The following is a 21,013-nucleotide window of genomic DNA, read 5'->3' as shown; positions in this document are numbered from 1 at the left end:
GGTGAAGAATCCGTGACGGGCAGGGCGAATAGAGGCTTGAGGGGCACGCAAGCCGTCTGATCCGCAGTATCCGAGCATATTCCTCAGGATTTGACGCCAGCGCAACTTTCGCGAAGGACTCGGGCCATTGCATCACTCGGCATCCAGTACCGTCACCACTGTATTCAAAGGCCGGAACCCGTGCCGTTTTGCCCGATAGCCGGGGAAAATTAACAACGATTAACTCGTCCGCGTCGGCTTCAGAGCCAAAACTCCACGGCAATGGAATGCATACGTCCGGAGGACGCTGCGATGAGCAAGGTAGTAGTGGTTTATCACAGTGGCTACGGGCACACCCGCGTCATTGCCCAGGCTGTGGCCCAAGGTGTGGAGCGCCACATGGGCAGCACCTGCCTGTTGCTGGCGGTAGAAGACGTGGAAGCCCACTGGGATGACCTGCATCGCGCCGACGCCATCATCTTCGGTGCGCCGACCTACATGGGCAGCGCTTCGGCGGCGTTCAAGCAATTCATGGAGGCCACGGCCTCGTTCTACCTCGCCCGGCCGTGGCGCGACAAACTCGCGGCGGGCTTCACCAATTCCGGCAGCCTGTGCGGCGACAAGCTCAATACCTTGCTGCAAATGGCGGTGTTTGCGGCCCAGCATTCGATGATCTGGGTCGGGCTCGATCTGTTGCCGGCGCGTGCGTGCGCAGGTGTTTTCGACGGGCAATTGAATCGCCTCGGCAGCTCCCTCGGCGCCATGTCCCAGTCCTGTGTCGAGCAACCGCCCGAGCAGGCGCCGCCGCTGGAAGACCAACAGACCGCTGCGCACCTGGGCGAGCGGGTGGCGCGACTGGCCCAGCGGATGGCTCGAGGGTGAAACCGCCTCAGCGGTTTTTCATGACCTGACAACGCCACGCAAACGGGTTGATCCCTTCGCTGCGGGTGAAGATGTGGCAGAAGTGCGCCTGATCGCAAAAGCCGCACTCCAGGCTGATCTGCGTGAGGCTGTGGTTGGTGTGCTGGATCAACTGCTTGGCTCGGGCAATGCGCTGGGTGCGGATCCAGTCTTGCGGCGAGTACCCTGTGCTGCATTTGAACGCCCGGGAAAAATGGCTGCGCGAGAGTGCGCAGGCATTGGCCAGTTCGGTGACTTCAAGGCTGTCGCCGAGGCGTTCGAGAATCAGCTGTTTCACCAGCCGTTCCCGTTGCGGGCTGAGGCCGCCGGTGCTGGGCTTGCGGGGTTCGCTGGCAGGGGCGAGGGCGACGGTTTGCTGTGAGTGAGCCATGGCCAAGGTCCGTGTCGGTGGGGAACGCACGGTCAGCGCTTTCCCTCAGGTCAAAAAAACAACGCTGCGCAGAGGGATTCATTGTTTGGCGAGGGGCGGGTGCTGACGAGTTAAACGTTGTTAATTCCACCGTCGGCTGCAACTCAGCACACCGCTGCAAGTCCCCATGACGGGAACCGGGCAGGATGGCGACGATTGGGGGCGGGCCATAAGGGGCCGCAAAATCGGGCTCGGGCGAGGGGATGCATATGAAAGATTTGGTACGCGGCGTAATCGGCCTGGCGTTGGTCGGTGTGATGTCCAGCGCCATGGCGCAGGCACCGCAGGTCGGCACGCAGGCGCCGGGTTATTTCCGGTTGGCGCTGGGCGATTACGAGGTGACGGCGCTGTTCGACGGCTACAACGATTTGTCGCCGAAGCTGTTGCAGGGCATGAGTCAAAGCCAGATTCGCGCGCTGCTGGTCCGGCGCTCGATTGAAACGCCGGGCGTGCAGACCGCGTTCAATGCCTTCCTGGTCAACACCGGCAAACAACTGATTCTGGTGGATACCGGCGCGGGCCAGTGCATCGGCGCCACCGCCGGCCAGCTCTCGGCGAACATGCAGGCAGCGGGTTACAAGCCTGAGCAGGTCGACGCGATTCTGCTGACGCACCTGCACCTGGATCACGTCTGTGGGCTGGTCGACGGCCAGCAACGGCCGATCTTTGCCAATGCCACGGTTTACGCAGCCAAGGCCGAAGCCGATTACTGGCTCGATCCGCAGGCCGAGGCCAAGGCGCCGGCCGGTGCCCGGGAGTTTTTCAAGATCGCCCAGGATTCCACTGCGCCTTACGTGGCGGCCGGGCGCTTCAAGACGTTCGCAGAGGGCCAGTCGCCTTTGCCGGGTGTGGTCGAAGCCACACTGGAAGCCGGGCACACGCCGGGCAGCACCACCTACCGCTTCACTTCGCAGAACCAGAGCATCGTGTTCATGGGCGATCTGGTGCATAACCTGGCGGTGCAGTTCGATCATCCGGAGGTGTCGATCCGCTTCGACGTCAACGGTCAGCAGGCGATCAAGAGTCGTAACGCCGTGTTCAGTGCAGCGGCGGCCAGCAAGACCTGGGTCACGGCCGCGCACTTGCCATTCCCGGGCATCGGCCACATCACGGCGGTCGACAAGCACTTCCAGTGGGTGCCGGTCGAATACGGCCCCTACAAACGCGCGGCCAAAGTGCCGCTGATCGAGTAAAGTCCCACCTTTCACGTCAGGCTAAAACAAGGAAAACGTGCCCCATGAACCGTAACGATCTGCGCCGCGTCGACATGAACCTGCTGGTGATTTTCGAAGCGCTGATGTTCGAAAAGAACCTGACCCGCGTCGCCGAAAAACTGTTCATGGGCCAACCGGCAGTGAGCGCGGCGCTGGGGCGTCTGCGCGATCTGTTCGATGATCCGCTGTTGCTGCGCAATGGCCGGGGCATGGAGCCGACGGCGCGGGCGCTGGCGATTCTCCAGGAGCTGCAACCGGCGATGGACGTGATTTCCGGCGCGGTCAGCCGGGCCAAGGAATTCGATCCGGCGACCAGTTGCGACGTGTTTCGCATCGGCTTGTCGGACGATGCCGAATTCGGTCTGTTCCCGCCGCTGCTGCGCCAATTGCAGGAAGAGGCGCCGGGGATTGTCGTGGTGGTACGTCGCGCCAATTACCTGCTGATGCCGGGGTTGCTGGCATCGGGGGAGATCTCCGTCGGCGTCAGTTACACCACCGATCTACCGGCCAACGCCAAGCGCAAGAAATTGCGTGACATTCCCTGCAAGGTCCTGCGTGGCGACAATCGTCCGGGCCCGCTCACGCTTGACGAGTATTGCGAGCGCCCGCACGCGATGGTGTCGTTCTCCGGAGACCTGAGCGGCAACATCGACATGGACCTGGCCAAGGTTGGCCGCAGCCGCCGTGTGGTGCTTGGTGTGCCGCAGTTCAGTGGATTGCGCGCGCTGCTGGCCGGCACCGAGATGATCGCCACCGTGCCGGATTACGCGGCGTGTGCGTTGGTCGAAGGGTGTGCGTTGCGGGCTGAAGATCCGCCGTTTCCGATTGATGCGGCGCAACTGTCCATGGCCTGGAGCGGGGTGCATGACAACGATCCGGCGGAGAAATGGCTGCGTTCGCGGATCAGTCAGTTCATGTCGGTGACGCTGGATATTCCGGCGGTTTAGCACGGTGTTGAAAGGCGTTTAAGGTTACTTCCGGTAAGCCACAACGCCTTGCGCCTTTGCCTACGTGTACGCCAGAATCCGCCGGCTTGTGCGCCTCTGGGGCGGGTTCTATTGTTCGCCGGTCGCTGAAAAACAGCGATCGGGTTTAGCAGCCCGGATCTACTCTAGACGCACAATGCCCTTCGTTCGTGATCAGGCTTACGCCTGACCGTCCACGTTATGGCGGCTTTGCGTGGGGCACTTCGGTGCGCCGGGTTCTAGAGTCCTGGTCTGCTAACCCGCGTACGGCCGCCACCTCTTTCGTTTAGCAGCGAAGCGTGGCGCCTCCACTACTCTAGAGGCTTTATCCATGATCAAACCAACGCCAAACCCGCCTGAAACCGACCCCACTTCGCCCTACGAAACCCTCGATTCCAAGAAATTCCACGAAGCCGCCGAGCGCGCCCTCGACCACTACCTCAATCCGCTGCTCCCCAGAAAACCGCTGCTCAAACCCAACACCCGCTACCTCATCGCCCCCGGCATCGACAGCGAAGAACTGCTGGCCGACGCCTGCGAAACCCTGACCTCGGCCAAGGTCATGGCCAATGACTTCGCCGGGCTGGTGGACGGCCCGCAGCGGCATGTGCTGTTGGGGATTGCGCAATTGATCATGCTGGGGGAGCTGGCGGTGAATCGAGTGCTGGATAATCTGGAACTGAAGGCTGAGGCGCCCGCTGTAGCTTGATCGACTGCTCACCTGATCGTTCCCACGCTCCGCGTGGGAATGCAGCCCGGGACGCTCCGCGTCCCAAAGAGCGGACGCAGAGCGTCCATTGAGGCATTCCCACGCAGAGCGTGGGAACGATCGACGGTGGTCTCAAAAAGAGAGCACACCCATCCAATTTCCCCCCGATCAATCGCTGCACCATGGCCTGCAATGATTAATCAAGGGTGGGCCCATGAACGCTGTACAACGCAATGACCAGGCGCAAGATCTCGGCCTGCTGTTCCTGCGGGTGACCGGCGGGTTGTTTCTGCTGTTCGTCCACGGCTTGCCCAAGCTGCTGGACTTCACCGCGCAGTTGCAACAAATCGAAGACCCGTTCCACCTCGGTGCCCACCTCACCTTGATTCTGGCGATCTTCGCCGAAGTCCTCTGTCCGCTACTGATCGTCGCCGGGGTGCTGGCGCGTCTGGCGTGCTTGCCTATTCTCTTTGTGCTGCTGGTGGCGCTGCTGCTTGTGCATCCGCAATGGAGTGTGGCCGAAGGGCAGTTCGGCTGGTTGCTGTTGATCCTGTTTACCACTGTTTTGATCGCCGGGCCGGGACGGCTGGCGCTCAATGTTCGTTTGCCCGGAGTGCTCCGTTATGCCTGATGCCCAGACCCCGAAAAAACCGGGACCCGAAGAAACCGTGACGCTCATCGTCAAGCACCGGGTCAAGGCCGGTTTCGAACAGCCGTACGAAGCGTGGCTGCGCAACATCGTCAGCGTGGCGGGGCGCGAAGAAGGGCATCTGGGCGTGGACGTGATGCGCAGCCAGCAGGGCGGTCTCGCGCTGTTCACCTGCGTGCTGCGTTATTGCTCGACCGACGCGATGCAGCGCTGGCTCGACTCGCCACAGCGTCAGAAACTGATCGATGAAGCCGCGCCGATGCTCGCCGACGGCGATCAGACCGAAGTCAACGCAGCCAACGAATTCTGGTTCACGCCGACGGCCGAGGCCGGATCGCCGCCACCACGCTGGAAGCAGGCCGTGGTCACGCTGCTGGTGATCCTGCCGCACACCTTGCTGGTGCCGCTGATCTGGGGGCCGCTGCTGCAACTCAACGCCTTTCTCTCCAACTACGTGGTCGCCACGTTCCTGATCACCCTGACCATCGTGGTATCGGTGGTCTACGTGTTCATGCCGCCGGTGACCCGTCTGTTCGCGCCGTGGCTGGAAGCCGGTCAGTCACACAAACACCTCGAATCCAATGCCAATCCGCCGCGCTGAAGCGGCGGGTCCGGGCTCCGTTTCACTTATCTCGAAGGAACTGCGATGAACGCCGATCTGATTCTGTTCAATGGCCAATTTCATACGGTAGACCGCGAAAAACCCCTCGCCAGCGCCGTGGCAATCAAGGACGGGCGCTTCGTCGCCGTCGGTAACGATGCCGAGGCGATGGCGCTCAAGGGCGCCGGCACTCAAGTGGTCGACCTCAAGGGCCGCTGCGTGATTCCCGGGCTCAACGACTCGCACTTGCACTTGATCCGTGGTGGCTTGAACTACAACCTCGAACTGCGTTGGGAAGGCGTGCCGTCGCTGGCCGATGCGCTGCGCATGCTCAAGGATCAGGCCGACCGCACGCCGACCCCGCAATGGGTACGCGTGGTCGGTGGCTGGAACGAATTCCAGTTCGCCGAAAAACGCATGCCGACCCTCGAAGAAATCAACCAGGCCGCGCCGGACACCCCGGTATTCATCCTGCACCTGTACGACCGTGCGTTGCTCAACCGCGCTGCGTTGCGCGTGGCCGGTTACACCCGCGACACGCCGAACCCGCCGGGTGGCGAGATCGTGCGCGATGCCAACGGCAACCCGACCGGCATGCTGGTGGCGCGGCCGAACGCGATGATCCTGTACTCGACGCTGGCCAAGGGGCCGAAGCTGCCGCTGGAGTATCAGGTCAACTCGACCCGTCAGTTCATGCGCGAACTCAATCGGCTCGGCCTGACCAGCGCCATCGATGCCGGCGGCGGTTTCCAGAACTATCCGGACGACTATCAGGTGATCGAGCAACTGGCCAAAGACGACCAGTTGACCGTGCGCATCGCCTACAACCTGTTCACCCAGAAGCCGAAAGAAGAGCTGACCGACTTCCAGAACTGGACCGGCAGCGTCAAGTTGCATCAGGGCGATGACTTCCTGCGCCACAACGGCGCCGGGGAAATGCTGGTGTTCTCGGCAGCGGACTTCGAAGACTTCCTCGAACCGCGCCCGGACCTGCCGCAGACCATGGAACAGGAGCTTGAGCCGGTGGTGCGCCACCTGGTCGAGCAGCGCTGGCCGTTCCGTCTGCACGCCACCTACAACGAATCGATCAGCCGCATGCTCGACGTGTTCGAGAAGGTCAACCGCGACATTCCGTTCAACGGTTTGCCGTGGTTCTTCGATCACGCCGAAACCATCACCCCGCAGAACATCGAGCGGGTGAGGGCACTGGGCGGCGGCATTGCGATCCAGGATCGCATGGCCTTTCAGGGCGAATACTTCGTTGACCGTTACGGCAAACAAGCCGCCGAAGCCACGCCACCGATCAAGCGCATGCTCGCCGAAGGCGTGCCGGTCGGTGCGGGCACCGATGCCACTCGGGTGTCGAGCTACAACCCGTGGACTTCGCTGTACTGGATGGTCAGCGGTCGCACCGTGGGCGGTCTGGCGCTGTACGAAGAAGGATTGCCACGCAGCACCGCGCTGGAACTGTTCACCCACGGCAGCGCCTGGTTCTCGTCCGAGCAGGGCAAGAAGGGCCAGATCAAGGTCGGGCAACTGGCGGACCTGGCAGCGCTGAGCGCGGACTTCTTCAGCGTCGAAGAAGAAGCGATCAAGTGGATCGAGTCGGTATTGACCGTGGTCGGCGGCAAGATCGTGTACGCCGCCGGCGACTTCGAAGACCTCGGCCCACGTTCATTGCCGGTGCTGCCGGACTGGTCGCCGGTCGTGAAAGTCCCTGGCCACTGGCGCCCGAATTCGCCCTTGCAGGCCCAGGTTCACCAGTGCAGCGGCCCGTGTGCGGTGCATACCCATAGCCATGAAAAAGCGCGGATGTCGAATGCGCCGGTCAGCGATTTCGCCGGTTTCTGGGGCGCATTCGGCTGCTCCTGCTTCGCGTTCTGATCCTTTTGAAAAAGCGCCGCTCTGTGTGAGCGGCGCTCCCCGCAACAACCATCCATCGAGGAGTTTCACATGAGCAACGTTCCTTACAAACGCTTGAACAAAGACGATGCCGTTGTGCTGTTGGTCGACCACCAGACCGGTCTGATCTCGCTGGTACAGGATTTCTCGCCGAACGAGTTCAAGAACAACGTGCTGGCACTGGGCGACATCGCCAAGTTCTTCAACCTGCCGACCATCCTCACCACCAGCTTCGATTCCGGCCCGAACGGCCCGATCGTGCCTGAGCTGAAAGAGCAATTCCCGGACGCACCGTTCATTGCCCGCCCTGGCCAGATCAACGCCTGGGACAACGAAGACTTCGTCAAGGCGATCAAGGCCACCGGCCGCAAGCAACTGATCATCGCCGGTGTGGTGACTGACGTCTGCGTGGCGTTCCCGACCCTGTCGGCCATCGCTGAAGGCTTCGAAGTGTTCGTGGTCACCGACGCTTCCGGCACCTTCAACACCACCGTGCAACAAGCGGCGTGGGCGCGGATGTCGGCTGCCGGCGCGCACCTGTTGAACTGGTTTGCTGTGGCCTGCGAGCTGCAGGGTGACTGGCGCAACGACATGGAAGGCCTGGCGAATCTGCTGTCCCAGCGTCTGCCGAACTACCGCAACCTGATCAACAGCTACACCAAGTTCACTGCCAAGTAAGCTTGTAATGAAGAGGCCCGCCAAAATGGCGGGCCTCTTTTTGCCTTCAGAAAAGGGCTCAGCGCTTTTGCAGCCAGCCCAGAAATCCACCTTTTTTCACCGGTGCCGGTTTGGCCATCAACGCCAGCCGACTGTTCTGCTGCCGTACCGCCTGCAACTTGTTCAACGCCTGACCCACTTCACTGCGCTGTTCCATGCACTGGCGAGTCAGGTTCTTGTCGAGGCGATAAATGATCGAAGACGTCAGCGCGGTAAACGTCGCTTGCGAAGGCGTGTCCGCGAGGATGCTTTGCTCACCCATGACCTCACTCGGCCCCATGCGTCCGGCCTCGGTGAAGCCGTTGCCGTCCGGCACGCTGGCGCTGACCACGCCGGTGGCGATCACGAACAGGCTGTCCGGGACTTCCTCCAGATTGAGCACTACCTGCCCGGCGCTGTACTGCTGCGCGACCATCGATTCGGCGAGGCGATCGCGTTCCTCGTGGCTCAGCGAACGGAAGATTTTCACTTCATCGAGCAAGGCGCGAGCGCGGGTCGAAGGTTCGATCACGCCATCCGGATGCCGCGAAATGCCGGCCGCTTCGAGGTGGCGGTGGGCGAGGTCGAACAGTTGATTGCGCACCTCGCTTTTCTTGCCCAGTTCGGCGATGAACCCGCTGGCCACGTATTCCGACATTTCGTCGCCGGCGTCTTTCAGCACCGCTTTCGGCGCGGGCGTCAGCAACAGACTGCTGCTGCCTTGCAGCGTGCGCTCGAGGGCGTCGAGCACCCGGCGCGGGCGAATGTGGTTCGGCACCTTGATGCTGATCGACACGCCGTGCAGGTTGTTCGGGCGGCTGAGGTTGACGATCTTGGCCTTGGCCGCCACCGAGTTCGGCACCACGGCCAGAGTGCCGGTGCTGGACAGCAGGTGCGTGGCACGCCAGTTGATGTCGAGCACCTTGCCTTCGACACCATCGATGACCACCAGATCATCTACCTGATACGGCTTGGTGGTGTTGAGCACGATGCCGGAAAACACGTCGGCCAAGGTGCTTTGCAGCGCCAGACCAATGACGATCGCCACCACCCCGGAAGTCGCGAGCAGGCCTTTGACTGGCAGATCCAGCACATAACCGGCCGCTGCGACGATGGCCGCCAGAAACACCAGCGCACCGATCACGTCCTGCAGCAGGCGGCCGCTGTGACCGATGCGGCGCATCAGGATCAGACCGATGACTTCGGTCAGCACCCGCGCGGCGTACAGCCACCAGAGAATGCCCAGTGCCGTCGCTCCGAGTTGCGCCACCGGGTCGTCGGCAAACAGCGGCGCCTGCAACGGGCTGACGCCGGCGTTGATGGCCAGCGCGTTGAAGGCCAGGAACAGCACCAGTCGCACGGCGACCCGTTGCGCGCGATGCTTGAACGGTGCGAGGTGCCAGAGCAAGGTGTCGAGCACCAGCAGCAGAGCGCTCCAGGACAGCAGGTGGGCAGAAAAAAGGCTCATGAGGTGAACTCCGGCGGACACAAAAGAAAACGCCACACCCGAAGGTGTGGCGAGTGGCTGGACTCAGTTCAGGTGGGTCTTGAGTTCTGCCGCTGCCTGGCGCACGGCGGCCTTCACCTCAGGAATACCGTTCAGCGGGTTGAGCAGGCCGAAGTCGTGAATCATCCCGTTGTAGCGCACCGAGGTCACCGGCACGCCAGCCGCGTCGAGGTGGCGGGCGTAGCCTTCACCTTCGTCACGCAGCACGTCGAACTCGGCGGTCTGCACCAGCGCGGCGGGCAGGCCCTTGAGCTGTTCGGCGCTGGCGTTGAGCGGCGAGGCATGGATCTGCGCACGCTCGGCCGGGTTGGTGGTGTAGTTGTCCCAGAACCACTGCATCATGCCTTTGGTCAGGAAGTGGCCCTCGGCGAATTGCTGGTACGAGCCGTTATCGAACCCGGCGTTAGTCACCGGCCACATCAGCAACTGGAAGCGCAGGGCCGGGGTTTTCTGTTCCTTGGCCATCAACGCCACAACCGCTGCCATGTTGCCGCCGACGCTGTTGCCGGCCACCGCCAGACGCTTGCCGTCGACACCGATGTCCTTGCCGTGCTCGGCCACCCATTTGGTTGCCGCGTAAGCCTGATTGATCGCAGTCGGGTACTGCGCTTCCGGCGACGGCGTGTAGTCGACATACACCGCGACTGCGCCGGAACCCACCACCAGATCACGGATCAAGCGTTGGTGGGTCGGGTAGTCGCCCAGCACCCAGCCGCCACCGTGGAAGAACATGAACACCGGCAACTCACCTTTGACCTTGGCCGGACGCACCACTTTCAGGTTGATCGTCTGGCCGTCGACCTTGATCGCCTTGTCGCTGACCTCAACGCCGGACAGGTCAACCTTCACCGAAGCCTGGGCGCCGGTCAGCACCGCACGGGCGTCTTTCGGGCTCAGTTGCTCGAGCGGTTTGCCACCGCCGGCGGCGAGGGCGTCGAGGAAGGCCTGGGTGTTGTGTTCGACGCCAGTGCTTTCGGTGGCGAAGGCGTTGCCGATGGACAGGGCGAGCAGGGAAGCGGCGAGGGTTTTCTTGATGTTCATGTGCAATTCCTTTTTAAGTCGTTTGAGTTTTTGTATGCCTTGGGATCGGGCTGCTGTGGCGCTTGGCTTCAGGCCTCAGCAACACCGTGAGCACAGATTAATGAGGTGCCGGAAAGTGAAAAAGCGGCTATAAAGCGTTTAACTGTCAACCAGAGAGTGACAATGAACCCGTTCGAAGACATGCGTATTTTTTGCCAGGTGATGGACTCCGGCAGCTTCACGGCGGCGGCCGATCAGTTGGGCCTGTCCAAGCAGTTCGTCAGCCGTCGATTGATGCAATTGGAGGAGCGCCTCGGCGTGCGATTGCTCAACCGCTCGACCCGGCGCCTGGACGTGACGCCGCTGGGCCAGAGCTATTACGAGTCGGCGCTGCGTTTGCTCGGTGAAGTCGAGTCGGTGGAGCAGGGCATCGCCGGGCAGACCGCCGAGCCGCGCGGGGCGATTCGCGTGAGTGCGCCGCTGTCGTTTGCGCTGGCCCATCTGGGCTGTCTGCTGCCGCCGTTTCTGCAGCGTTATCGCGAGGTCACGGTGGAGGTGGACTTGAGCGACCGGCCGGTGGATCTGCTGGGCGAGGGTTACGACCTGGCGCTGCGCATCGGCGTGCTGGAAGACTCGACCCTGATCGCCCGACGCATCGCGTCAATCGAGCGGGTGTACTGCGCCAGTCCTGCGTACCTGGCCGAACGCGGTACGCCGGTCAAACCGGAAGACCTGCTCGGCCACGACTGCCTGCCTTACGGCCACGGGCGTTCGGTGCAGTGGCGGTTCAATGCGGGGCAGGGCAAGCCGCTGCTGGTGAATGTCACCGGGCGGATGCGCGTCAACAATGGTGAGTTGCTGCGGGATGCGGCGGTGGCGGGGATGGGGATTACCTATCTGCCGACGTTCATCGTTGGCGCGGCGCTGAAGGATGGGCGGCTGGTGCCGGTGCTGGACGAGTTTCGGCCGGAACCGCTGACGCTGTCGGCGGTGTACCCGCAGCATCGTCAGGCATCACGGCCGGTGCAGGCGTTGATCGAGTTTTTGCGTGAGCGGCTGGATCAGAATCATGTCGCTCTCTAGGTTTTGCGGTGAACTGGTGGGCACCGATGAGCCCTGTGGGAGTCGGGCTTGCCCGCGATAGCGGTGGGTCAGTCAGTGATGCTTTAACTGACCAGGCCTCATCGCTGGCAAGCCAGCTCCCACAGGGATTGCGGTGCTTTCAGTTCGGGTCAGTTGGCGCGCTTGTCATCGCCAGGCTCGCCGCCAACGTGTACGCCACGGTCATCACCGATCTCGCCAGCGCGATGTACGCCACGGTCATCACCGATTTCACCAGCGCGATGCACGCCATGGTCATCACCGACTTCACCGGCCCGATGTACACCGTGGTCGTCGCCGGGTTCAGAATGCGTGCCGCTGCGACCGGATGACGCCGTGTTGCCGGAATGGCCCGAACCGTGGTCACTGCCGCTGTGGCCACTGTTGCCACCGCCGCCACTGCCACTGTTGCCGCCACCGCCGCTGCCGCCGTGACCACCACCATTGCCACCGCTGCCGCCGCCTCCATTACCGCCACCACCGCCTCCGCTGCCGCCCCCGCCATTACCGCCACCACCGCCTCCGCTACCGCCCCCTCCATTACCGCCGCCACCCCCACCGTTACCACCGCCGCCGCCCCCGCCGCCCCCGCCGCTTCCTCCACCACCACTTCCCCCTTCCTTGGCCTGAACACTCGACACCCCGGACAGGTTGTCCGGAATCAGTACGGTAGACGCCGACAGGACTGCGCCGATGGCCATTGCGAGCACGAGCTTTTGAATGTGCATATCGTTCTCCGTCTTTGTTGTCTTGATTGGGAACGTGGATGTGGCTTGTTGCGTGTGATCCGACCCGTTCCCGAGGTCAGTGGATACTCGAAGCCAGTTCGAAGATCGGGATGTACATCAGGATCACGATCACCCCGATCAACAGGCCGATGAAAGTCATGAGCAGCGGTTCGAACAACCTCACGAACCACTCGATCCAGCGGCTGATTTCCTCGTCGTAGAAATCGGCGCTGCGTTCCATCATTTGCCCGAGGTTGCCCGACTGCTCGCCAGCGCGCAGCAGGCGCAGGGACACGGGCGTCACCAGATGGTTGAGCTCAAGGGCAGTGGACAACGATTGCCCCTCGCGCACCCGCTCGCAGGCCTGGTCCAGCCGCGCTCGCGAGGCCACGGTGAGCAGGCCGCGCACCATGCCCATGGCGGTCACCAGCGGAATCCCGCCTTGCAGCAGAATCCCCAGCGACCGGTAAAACCGCGCCAGCTCATACATGAAAATCCGCTGGTGCACGGCAGGCAGTTTCTCCACCAGCCGATCCAGCCCACGGCGAAACGCCGGTTGTTTCTGCAGCACGGCGAGGGCGATGACGATTGTCGCCAACAGGCCGAAAAACTCACCCTGATGGGCGTGCAGAAACATGCCGCTGCTCATCAGGATCTGCGACAGCCACGGCAGGTTCGAGCCCAGTCCTTCGAACACCAGACTGAAGCGCGGCACCACGTAACCCATCAGAAACAGCACCACGCCACTGCCGACCACCAGCAACAGCAGCGGGTAGATCGAAGCGCTGACGATCTTCTGCCGCACCTCGTCCATGCGCTGGCGATAGCTCACGTAACGGCCCAGCGCATCGCCGACCGCGCCGGTCTTCTCGCTGGACTGTACCAGCGCCACGTACAACGGCGGGAACACCGCCGACAACTGGCCGAGCGCCTGGGAGAACGATTTGCCCTCGTACAGCAGCCGCACCAGCTCACTCAAGGTTTTGCGGGCGGCGGGGGCGGTTTCTTTTTCAGCGAGGCTTTCCAGCGCATCGATCAGTGGCAGGCCGGCGTTGAGCAGGGTGGTCAGTTCCTGGCTGAACAGCACCAGGTTGAAGGTTTCTCGCTTGCTCAGGCGCAACGAACGCCAGTGCCTCTCGGCGTGCAGGCTGACCACACGCAAGCCCTGATCCTCGGCGATTCGCCGCGCTTCGTTCTGGCCGGGCGCCTCGACGCTCAGCGACACCACTCCGGCCTTGCCCACTGCTTTGAGTTGAAATCGCATGCCGTGAGCTCCGCTTATTGCCAGTTGGTGACTTCGGCGTTTTCGCCTTCGCCGCCGGGCTGGCCGTCCTTGCCCATCGAGAGCAGGTCGTACTCGCTGTTTTCGCCGGGATAGCGGTAGGTGTAGTTACGCCCCCACGGATCCTGCGGCAGTTTTTTCTGCAAGTACGGGCCGGTCCATTTGGCTTCGTCGCTCGGTGCGGTCACCAGCGCCTGCAAGCCTTGTTCGGTGGACGGGTAGTGGCCGACCTCCAGTCGATAGAGATCCAGCGCCTTGCTCAGGCCTTCGATCTGCGCCTTGGCGACCTTCACCTCGGAACGCCCCAGCTGGGCGAAATATTTGGGCGCGACGATCCCGGCCAACAGGCCGAGCACCACCAGCACCACGAGCAATTCGAGCAGGGTGAAACCGCGTTGGGCACGCGGACGAAATTGCAGCTTCATGATGACCTCCCGTGAGTGGCAGCCGTGTCGCCGAAAGGGCTTATGCAATTGCCATGCTCAGCCCCCGATAAATTCGGCTGTCGGGCTGGAGCCCTTGTATTACGGGCTTTTCCAGAGTCGGCACAGTGCTTGCGTACGGCTGATCAACGACGGGTCAGTGGGGCATTTCCCCCAATTTTTCGGGGCCTGTCAGGGGAGGCCCAATGATCCATTCATTCACTGCAGGACTGCTCGGCTGCGTGCTGTCGGTCGGTGTCGCACAAGCCGATGTCTTCGTTTCCATGGACGCCAAGGGCAGCTATGTGCTGTCGAACGTCCACCGTCCCGGACGCACTTACGAGCGGGTGATTCGTGAAGCCGATGCGCCGCTGGTCAGCCTTGACCAGCAACCGCAATTGATCGCCAACCAGCCCTACGCCGAGTTGGTGTCAGCGGCGGCCAGCGCCAATCACCTGCCCGAGGCGTTGCTGCACGCGGTGATCAAGTCCGAATCCAATTACAACCCCGGTGCCACCTCGCCCAAAGGCGCTGGCGGGCTGATGCAATTGATGCCCGACACCGCCCGCGAGCTGGGGGTGAAAGACGTCTACGACCCCAAGGCCAACATCCAGGGCGGGGCCAAATACCTCAAGCGCCTGATGACCCTGTTCGACAACGACATCGCCCTGGCCGTGGCGGCTTACAACGCCGGGCCGGACGCGGTGCTCAGCCGGGGCCGGGTGATCCCGCCGTTCGCCGAAACCCAGCGTTACGTGCCCAGCGTTTTGCGTCAGTACCGGCGCTTGCAGGGGCTGGCGGTGGATGCGCCGTTGTAGCCCCAGTCTTGGTTTTCCCCACTTTCGGGGCAAACCCGAGGGGCTCGGAAAAGTGGGGAAACGGGTGGGGAATATCCCCCGCATTCTCAAGTGACCTGTGTAACCGTTTGAGTTGGAACGACATTTTTTGTGGCATGCGGATTGCTCCAAGGGATTTATCGAGAATCGTTCCCTGTGAGCACCCACTACGAGGTTTCCGATCATGGTTGGCATTCACCACGCACCGCCCCTGTTGAACTGGCTGCTGTTGCTGGTCTCGATGCTCAGCGTCGAACTGGCCAGCGCCGCCGTGCGCTGCGAGCGCAATCTGGTGGCCAATGTAGTCGCCTTCGATCAACCGCTGATGTTCAACCGCCTCGGTGCGCAGAATGCCAACGGCATGATGTACGCCTTGCGCCGCGATGTGGTCGATGACCATGACGTCTCGCTGGCCTATGGCGGCAGCGCGGTGCCTGGCAAGGTCTCGCTGCGTGCGGACAAGCGTCCACGGCCGCTGGTGCTGCGGGTGGCCGCCGGTGATTGCCTGACGATCAACCTGCAGAACCTGCTCGACTACCAGGCCAACCCGAACAAGCACTTCGAAGGGCCTGAAGGCGAGGAGGGCACCGTGAACCCCGGTGGCGCCGATGCCTTCAAGGTCGACGAGCAGGTCGCCGACCGCCATGTCGGCTTCCAGGTCAACGGCCTGCAAGCGGTGAACAGCATCGACGACATTTCCTCCTACACCGGGCGTAACGCCAACACCCTGGTGCCGCCGGGCGCGAGCCGTTCGTACGTGCTGTACGCCGAGCGCGAAGGGGCGTTTGCCGTCAGCAGCCGTGGTGCGACATTCGGCGGGGAAGGTGCGGCCGGCAACACCGCCAATGGCCTGTTCGGCCAGGTCGTGGTGGTGCCGAAGTCGGGACGCACCTATCGCAACACCCTCACCGAAGAAGAAATGCGTCTGGCCACCACCGGCCGTACACCGGCCGGTCACCCCATCGTCGATTACCAGGCCCGCTACCCGCAGCGCGAACCGTGGTTGCGTGAAGGCAAGGCCGGCACGCCGATCATCAGCATGGTCGACGGCAACGAAATCATCTCCAGCGAAAGCGACGCGATCGTCATGGGCAGCAACGCCGATGGCAGTTTTGCGCCCAGCACCTATCCGCTGGAATCGATGGGCAAGCGCAACCCGGCGATCCCTAATCGCCTCGAGCCGTTTCGCGATTTCGCCTCGCAGTTCCAGGACGAAACCGCCGCTACCCAGGCATTCCCCGCCTACTGGGCCGACCCGGTCATGGCCCATGTGCTGGAGCCGACCCGCGACTCGTTCATGATCAACTACGGTTCCGGCGGCATGGGTGCCGAAGTGGTCGCCAACCGCCTCGGCGTGGGACCGATGCACGATTGCCTGTCGTGTGCCTACGAAGAATTCTTCCTCAGCTCGCACACCGTCGGCGACGTGGCGATGCTGGTGGACGTGCCGGCCAACACCGGGCTCGAGAACATCGCCCCCGGCCAGACACCCAGCGCCGATCAGGTCGGCGTCAAGGCCACCATGGCCCTGTATCCGTCGGAGCCGTCGAACGTCAACCACAGCTACATCGGTGACTTCGTCAAATTCCGCAACACCCACAATGGCCACGAACAGCACATCTTTCACCTGCACGGCCATCAGTGGCTGTTCAACCCCAACGACGACAACTCCGATTACGTCGATGCCCAAGGCATCGGTCCGGGCGCCGGCTATACCTACGAAATCGCCAACGGCGGTTCCGGCAACCGCAACCGGGTGGCCGGCGATGCGATCTATCACTGCCACTTCTACCCGCATTTTGCCCAGGGCATGTGGTCGATGTGGCGGGTGCACGATGTGTTCGAAGAAGGCACCCGGCTGGAAGTCTCGCAACAGGGCGCCGATGGTTATCACAGCGAACCTTACGCCCTGCGCAGCGGCAAACCCGCCGCCGGTGCCCGCGCCTTGCCGGATGGCGAGATCATCGCCGGCACGCCGATTCCTGCCGTCGTGCCGCTGCCCGGCAAAGCCATGGCGCCGATGCCGGGCAAAGTGGTGGTGGTGCCGAAAATCGGCGAAACCCTGGTCGCCGGTAACGATGACGACGATGAGGAAGAGGACGACGGCGAACACCATGGCGGTAACGGTGGTTCGCAAGCCATCGGTTCGCTGGCCCTGGTCGATCGCAGCGAAGCCAACCGCAACGCCGACGGCAGCCTGAAAAACCCTGGCTATCCGTTCTGGATCGGCGGCATGGAAAGTTCGGTGGGCCAACGTCCGCCAACCCCACCGTTGGACATGCTCGACGCCGCCACCGCGCAATCCTTGAAAGCCAGCGGCAAAGCGCTGTGGGCCAACCTCGATCCGAATCAGTCCGGCGGCTGGGACGGCGGCTTGCAGCGTCACACCCTCGACGGGGTGGCGGCCGGAGGCGAGGCGCACACCGTGACCACCTCGCTGGACTTCTCCAAGGAAGTCACCCGCGCCAAACCGATTTACCTGCCCGAAGAGGGCACCGAAGTGGAACAGGCGGCGATGGCGTTCCACGCGAAAAAGGATCACCCAAGCTTTGCCCTGCTGCCCGGCAATCAGATCGTGGCCAAGGCCTTCCGCACCAACGGCGCCTTGCCGATGGCCGGTGCGCCGTACTACGAACCGTGCATGGACGACCGGCAAAAACGCCTGACCAGCAGCGCCGGCAGCGGTGAATTCGCCAGCGGCGACCGGCTGGACGGCATGTCCTTCGTCGGCGCCTCGACCTTCACCGCCGACCGGCCACGGATCTACAAGGCCGCCAACATCCAGTTCGACGCGGTCTACAACAAGGTCGGCTATCACTTCCCGCAAGCGCGGATTCTGGCGCTGTGGGAAGACGCCTGGCCAGTGATCACCAAGCAGCGTCCGCCAGAGCCGCTGGTGATGCGCATGAACACCTTCGACTGCGTGCAATACCAGCAGACCAACCTGGTGCCCGCCACCTACGAGATGGACGACTATCAGGTGCGCACGCCGACCGACGTGATCGGCCAGCACATTCACCTGCCGAAGTGGGACCTGACGGCTGCCGACGGTTCTTCCAACGGCTGGAACTACGAGGACGGCGTGCTCTCTCCGGGCGCCGTTCAGGAACGCATTCACGCGATCCGTGAATTCAACCAGTGCGAGGGCAGCGACCCGCGCGACGGCACCCAGGCCTGCCCGAAAGCCAAGGCGCATCCGTTCTTCGGCCAGTTCGGGCGCAGTGACTGGATGGGCGCGCGCACGGCCATGCAACGCTGGTTCGTCGACCCGGTGGTCAACGCCAAGGGCGTGGATCGCGGGCTGGGCACGATCTTCACCCACGACCACCTCGGCCCATCGACTCACCAGCAGATTGGCCTGTATGCCACGGTGCTGGCTGAACCGGCCGGTTCCACCTGGTTCCACGCCGAAACCGGCGAGCCTCTGTACAGCGGCGCGCGCCAGGACGGCGGGCCGACCTCGTGGCAGGCGGTGATCAACACCGGCGACCTCGACGGCGACGGCAAGAACGACAGCTTCCGTGAGTTCTTCCTCGAATACAGCGACTTCCAGCACGCCTATGAAGCCGGTGTGTACGTGGGCGCCGGCCCCAACGGCGTGCCCAATCCGCAAGCGTTCCCGGCCACCGCCGACAGCTTCCGCTACGCGATCAACCCTCCGGTGCGCAACAACGCCAGCACCCTGCTCGAAGGCGTGCTGGAAGTGCAGGGCGGTCAGGTGCCGGGCTGCCCGAGCCGGCCTTGCCCGCAAGCGATCTCCGTGGATGATCCGGGCATGTTCGTCGTCAACTATCGCAACGAGCCGCTGGCCCTGCGGGTCTACGATCCGAACAAGGTCGGCCCGGACGGCAAGCGCGGCATGCAGGCCGACGGCCTCGGCGGCGATCTGGCGTACGCCATGCAAAGCCGTACCGACCGCGCGATCCCGGCGATGAATTTGGCGCCGAACCTGGTGACGGCCGCCACCGGCCCGACTGGCGGCACCACGCTGTTCCCGCCGCACATCAACAAGGGCGGCAGCGAGCCGGGCGACCCGTTCACCCCGATGCTGCGCACCTACACCGGCGACAACGTGCGTCTGCGGGTGCATGCCGGCGGCCACGAGGAAGAGCACAACGTCACCCTGCACGGCGTGAAGTGGCTGCAGAGCGGTTCCGGTTTCGGCAACAGCTCCAACTCCGGCTGGCGTGCCTCGCAGATGATCGGCATCTCCGAACAGATGGGCTTCATCGCACCGGTGTCGATGCTGTCCAGCTCTGCGGCGACCACCGGTGACTATCTGTACTCGATGGACGCTTCGATCGAAGGCTACTGGAGCGGGATCTGGGGCGTGATGCGCAACTACACGGCCAAACGCAATGACCTGTTCGCCATCCCGAACAACCCGAGTCCGGCCGGCATGCGCAACACCGTGGCGTTCGAAGGCAGCTGCCCACGGATCAGCGCCAACCCCAACGGCATCGGCACCCGGCCGACGGTGCAGCGCAACTATGAAGTGGTCGCCGCGCTGGCCAACGACATCCTCGGCAATTCGCTGGGCCTGAGCATCGGCGATTCGGCCGGGCTCGGTCAGCATGTCGGCGGGCCGCTGAATCCGGCGGGCGGCACCCTGGTGCTGAACTCGCGCACGGTGAGCATTCCGCAGGTCACGGTGACCGATCCGGAGGACGGCGAGACCATCACCATCGGTGGCCAGAGCGGGCCGCTGCATGATCCGACAGCGATCCTGTACGTGCGCAAATCCGACCTCGATCCGGTCAGTGGCAAGCTCAAACCCGGCATTCCGGTCGAACCGCTGGTGCTGCGCGCAGCGGCCGGGGATTGCATCAACATCACCCTGGAAAACCGTCTGCCGAGCGTGATGCCGGACCTGACCCAGACCGCGGTGATGCAGGGCATCGTCAAACGTGATCGCAACAGCGGCCTGGGTTCGACCACCTTCAGCAACAACCTGATGCGGCCGTCCAGCCACGTGGGGCTGCACGCCCAACTGTTGGCCTATGACATCACCAAATCCGACGGTGCCAACGTCGGCGCCAACCCGATCCAGACCGTGCCGCCACGGTTGGGCAGCAGCGGCGCCTACCCGACCCGGACCTATCAGTACTACGCCGGGCACCTGGAGCGTGAAGGCAAACCGGTCACGCAACTGGGCCGCAGTGTCGACAACATCAATGCCACGGCCGTGGAGTTCGGAGGCCTGAACATCACCCCGGCGGATGTGATCAAGCAACCGCAAAAAGGCCTGGGTGGGGCGATGAGCATCCTGCCGATCGGCGCGACCTGGGTCGACGATGCGCGCAAGGTCAACGCCACGGTCACCGCACCGGGGCAGACGACTTACCGCGACTTCGCGATGGTCTGGCACAAGGCGCTGAACACCCGTTGGGCCAACGGCCGGCCGGTCGAAGGCATTGCGGCCGAGGGCCTCGGTGTACCGACCGATCCGCAGGACAACTCGAGCATGGCCATCAACTTCAAGACCGAACCTTTGTGGTATCGCTTCGGCCTCGCCCCGGATGCGCCGTTCGGTCATGCCGATGGCGCGGGTTATGGCGACATGACCAACGCGCACATGGCCTACAGCAATGCGCTGGTGGGCGGCGATCCGCAGACGCCGGTGCTGTACGCCAAACCGGGCCAGCCGTTCCGTACCCACATTCTGATGCCGAGCGGCGGCAGTCGCGGCACGACGTTCCAGCTCGACGGACACGTCTGGTCGCTCAACCCGTTCCAGGCCGAGAAGAGCGACACCGGTGGCTACCCGATGGGCACGCCGGGCGTGGGTTCGGTGCGCTTCGGCTACAACCCGATGTCGATGTACATCGGCGCTCACGAGAGCGTCCTGCCGGCGGCGCACTTCAGCTTCATGATCCCGAGCGCCGGGGGCAGCAATGCGATACCGGGGGACTACCTGTTCCGCGATTACGGCGCCTATGGCAACACCTCGGGGCTGTGGGGATTGCTGCGGGTGACCAATGAGCCGGAGCCGGCGCCGCCTGCTCAGTAGGTGCCAATGCGCGACCTGTGGGAACCGGTGAACCCGCTCCCACAGGTGGGGACAGGATTTGT

Annotated in this window: 17 protein-coding genes; 11 read left to right on the top strand and 6 right to left on the bottom strand. The window is 63.2% G+C overall.

Going from position 1 to position 21,013, the window contains the following annotated elements; translation table 11 throughout:
* Positions 1 to 291: 291 nt before the first annotated feature.
* Complete coding sequence (locus AWU82_RS27985; RefSeq protein ID WP_064378889.1) at positions 292 to 861, top strand: flavodoxin family protein; 570 nt, start codon at positions 292 to 294, stop codon at positions 859 to 861.
* Between the two features lie 7 nt (positions 862 to 868).
* Here the strand turns inward: AWU82_RS27985 and AWU82_RS27980 are convergent, their stop codons facing one another.
* Positions 869 to 1,270: a helix-turn-helix domain-containing protein gene (locus tag AWU82_RS27980; protein WP_064378890.1), complete on the bottom strand. Its 402-nt coding sequence runs from the start codon at positions 1,268 to 1,270 to the stop codon at positions 869 to 871.
* Positions 1,271 to 1,518: 248 nt separating this feature from the next.
* Here AWU82_RS27980 and AWU82_RS27975 point away from each other — a divergent pair, with 248 nt between their 5' ends.
* The 7 genes from AWU82_RS27975 to ycaC all read left to right on the top strand — a co-directional run bounded on the left by AWU82_RS27975 (position 1,519) and on the right by ycaC (position 8,027).
* On the top strand, positions 1,519 to 2,502 hold the full coding sequence (locus tag AWU82_RS27975) for an MBL fold metallo-hydrolase (RefSeq protein ID WP_064378891.1): 984 nt from the start codon (positions 1,519 to 1,521) through the stop codon (positions 2,500 to 2,502).
* A gap of 44 nt (positions 2,503 to 2,546) precedes the next feature.
* Positions 2,547 to 3,470 carry a LysR family transcriptional regulator gene (locus tag AWU82_RS27970; protein WP_011333412.1) on the top strand — a complete coding sequence of 308 codons (924 nt, stop codon included), beginning with the start codon at positions 2,547 to 2,549 and terminating at the stop codon, positions 3,468 to 3,470.
* A 349-nt stretch (positions 3,471 to 3,819) separates the two neighbouring features.
* Positions 3,820 to 4,197 (top strand): DUF6124 family protein, encoded by a 378-nt coding sequence (locus AWU82_RS27965; RefSeq protein ID WP_064378892.1) that lies wholly within the window; start codon positions 3,820 to 3,822, stop codon positions 4,195 to 4,197.
* 214 nt (positions 4,198 to 4,411) lie between these two features.
* Positions 4,412 to 4,828: a DoxX family protein gene (locus AWU82_RS27960; RefSeq protein ID WP_011333414.1), complete on the top strand. Its 417-nt coding sequence runs from the start codon at positions 4,412 to 4,414 to the stop codon at positions 4,826 to 4,828.
* Entirely contained in the window at positions 4,821 to 5,447 is a 627-nt protein-coding gene (locus AWU82_RS27955; protein WP_011333415.1) for an antibiotic biosynthesis monooxygenase, read from the top strand. Before AWU82_RS27960 ends, AWU82_RS27955 begins: the two co-directional genes overlap by 8 nt.
* A 45-nt stretch (positions 5,448 to 5,492) precedes the next feature.
* The gene (locus AWU82_RS27950) at positions 5,493 to 7,331 is read left to right on the top strand and encodes an amidohydrolase (RefSeq protein WP_064378893.1); all 1,839 of its coding nucleotides are present in this window, start codon (positions 5,493 to 5,495) and stop codon (positions 7,329 to 7,331) included.
* A 69-nt stretch (positions 7,332 to 7,400) separates the two neighbouring features.
* Positions 7,401 to 8,027 (top strand): isochorismate family cysteine hydrolase YcaC, encoded by a 627-nt coding sequence (ycaC, locus tag AWU82_RS27945; protein ID WP_011333417.1) that lies wholly within the window; start codon positions 7,401 to 7,403, stop codon positions 8,025 to 8,027.
* Positions 8,028 to 8,085: 58 nt separating this feature from the next.
* On the opposite strand, the gene AWU82_RS27940 is transcribed toward ycaC, so the two are convergent.
* A complete protein-coding gene (locus tag AWU82_RS27940) occupies positions 8,086 to 9,513 on the bottom strand; it encodes a mechanosensitive ion channel family protein (RefSeq protein ID WP_064378894.1) in 1,428 nt (475 codons plus the stop codon).
* Between the two features lie 63 nt (positions 9,514 to 9,576).
* A complete protein-coding gene (locus tag AWU82_RS27935) occupies positions 9,577 to 10,593 on the bottom strand; it encodes an alpha/beta hydrolase (RefSeq protein ID WP_064378895.1) in 1,017 nt (338 codons plus the stop codon).
* A gap of 162 nt (positions 10,594 to 10,755) precedes the next feature.
* On the opposite strand from AWU82_RS27935, the gene AWU82_RS27930 reads away from it, so the two are divergent.
* Positions 10,756 to 11,655, top strand: a complete 900-nt coding sequence (locus AWU82_RS27930; protein ID WP_064378896.1) for a LysR family transcriptional regulator — start codon at positions 10,756 to 10,758, stop codon at positions 11,653 to 11,655.
* Between the two features lie 149 nt (positions 11,656 to 11,804).
* Here AWU82_RS27930 and AWU82_RS27925 read toward each other — a convergent pair whose 3' ends face one another.
* From AWU82_RS27925 to gspG, 3 genes are all read right to left on the bottom strand, one after another.
* Complete coding sequence (locus AWU82_RS27925) at positions 11,805 to 12,401, bottom strand: hypothetical protein (RefSeq protein WP_084776885.1); 597 nt, start codon at positions 12,399 to 12,401, stop codon at positions 11,805 to 11,807.
* A gap of 76 nt (positions 12,402 to 12,477) precedes the next feature.
* The gene (locus AWU82_RS27920; protein WP_064378898.1) at positions 12,478 to 13,665 is read right to left on the bottom strand and encodes a type II secretion system F family protein; all 1,188 of its coding nucleotides are present in this window, start codon (positions 13,663 to 13,665) and stop codon (positions 12,478 to 12,480) included.
* 14 nt (positions 13,666 to 13,679) lie between these two features.
* On the bottom strand, positions 13,680 to 14,108 hold the full coding sequence (gspG, locus tag AWU82_RS27915) for a type II secretion system major pseudopilin GspG (protein WP_011333421.1): 429 nt from the start codon (positions 14,106 to 14,108) through the stop codon (positions 13,680 to 13,682).
* A 203-nt stretch (positions 14,109 to 14,311) separates the two neighbouring features.
* On the opposite strand from gspG, the gene AWU82_RS27910 reads away from it, so the two are divergent.
* Complete coding sequence (locus AWU82_RS27910; protein WP_064378899.1) at positions 14,312 to 14,923, top strand: lytic transglycosylase domain-containing protein; 612 nt, start codon at positions 14,312 to 14,314, stop codon at positions 14,921 to 14,923.
* A gap of 202 nt (positions 14,924 to 15,125) precedes the next feature.
* Positions 15,126 to 20,951 carry a manganese-oxidizing multicopper oxidase MnxG gene (mnxG, locus tag AWU82_RS27905; RefSeq protein WP_064378900.1) on the top strand — a complete coding sequence of 1,942 codons (5,826 nt, stop codon included), beginning with the start codon at positions 15,126 to 15,128 and terminating at the stop codon, positions 20,949 to 20,951.
* Positions 20,952 to 21,013 lie beyond the last annotated feature (62 nt).

The sequence above is a fragment of the Pseudomonas glycinae genome (assembly GCF_001594225.2).
In the GTDB taxonomy this organism is placed as follows: domain Bacteria; phylum Pseudomonadota; class Gammaproteobacteria; order Pseudomonadales; family Pseudomonadaceae; genus Aquipseudomonas; species Aquipseudomonas glycinae.
This window is presented reverse-complemented; position numbering and strand designations above follow the sequence as displayed.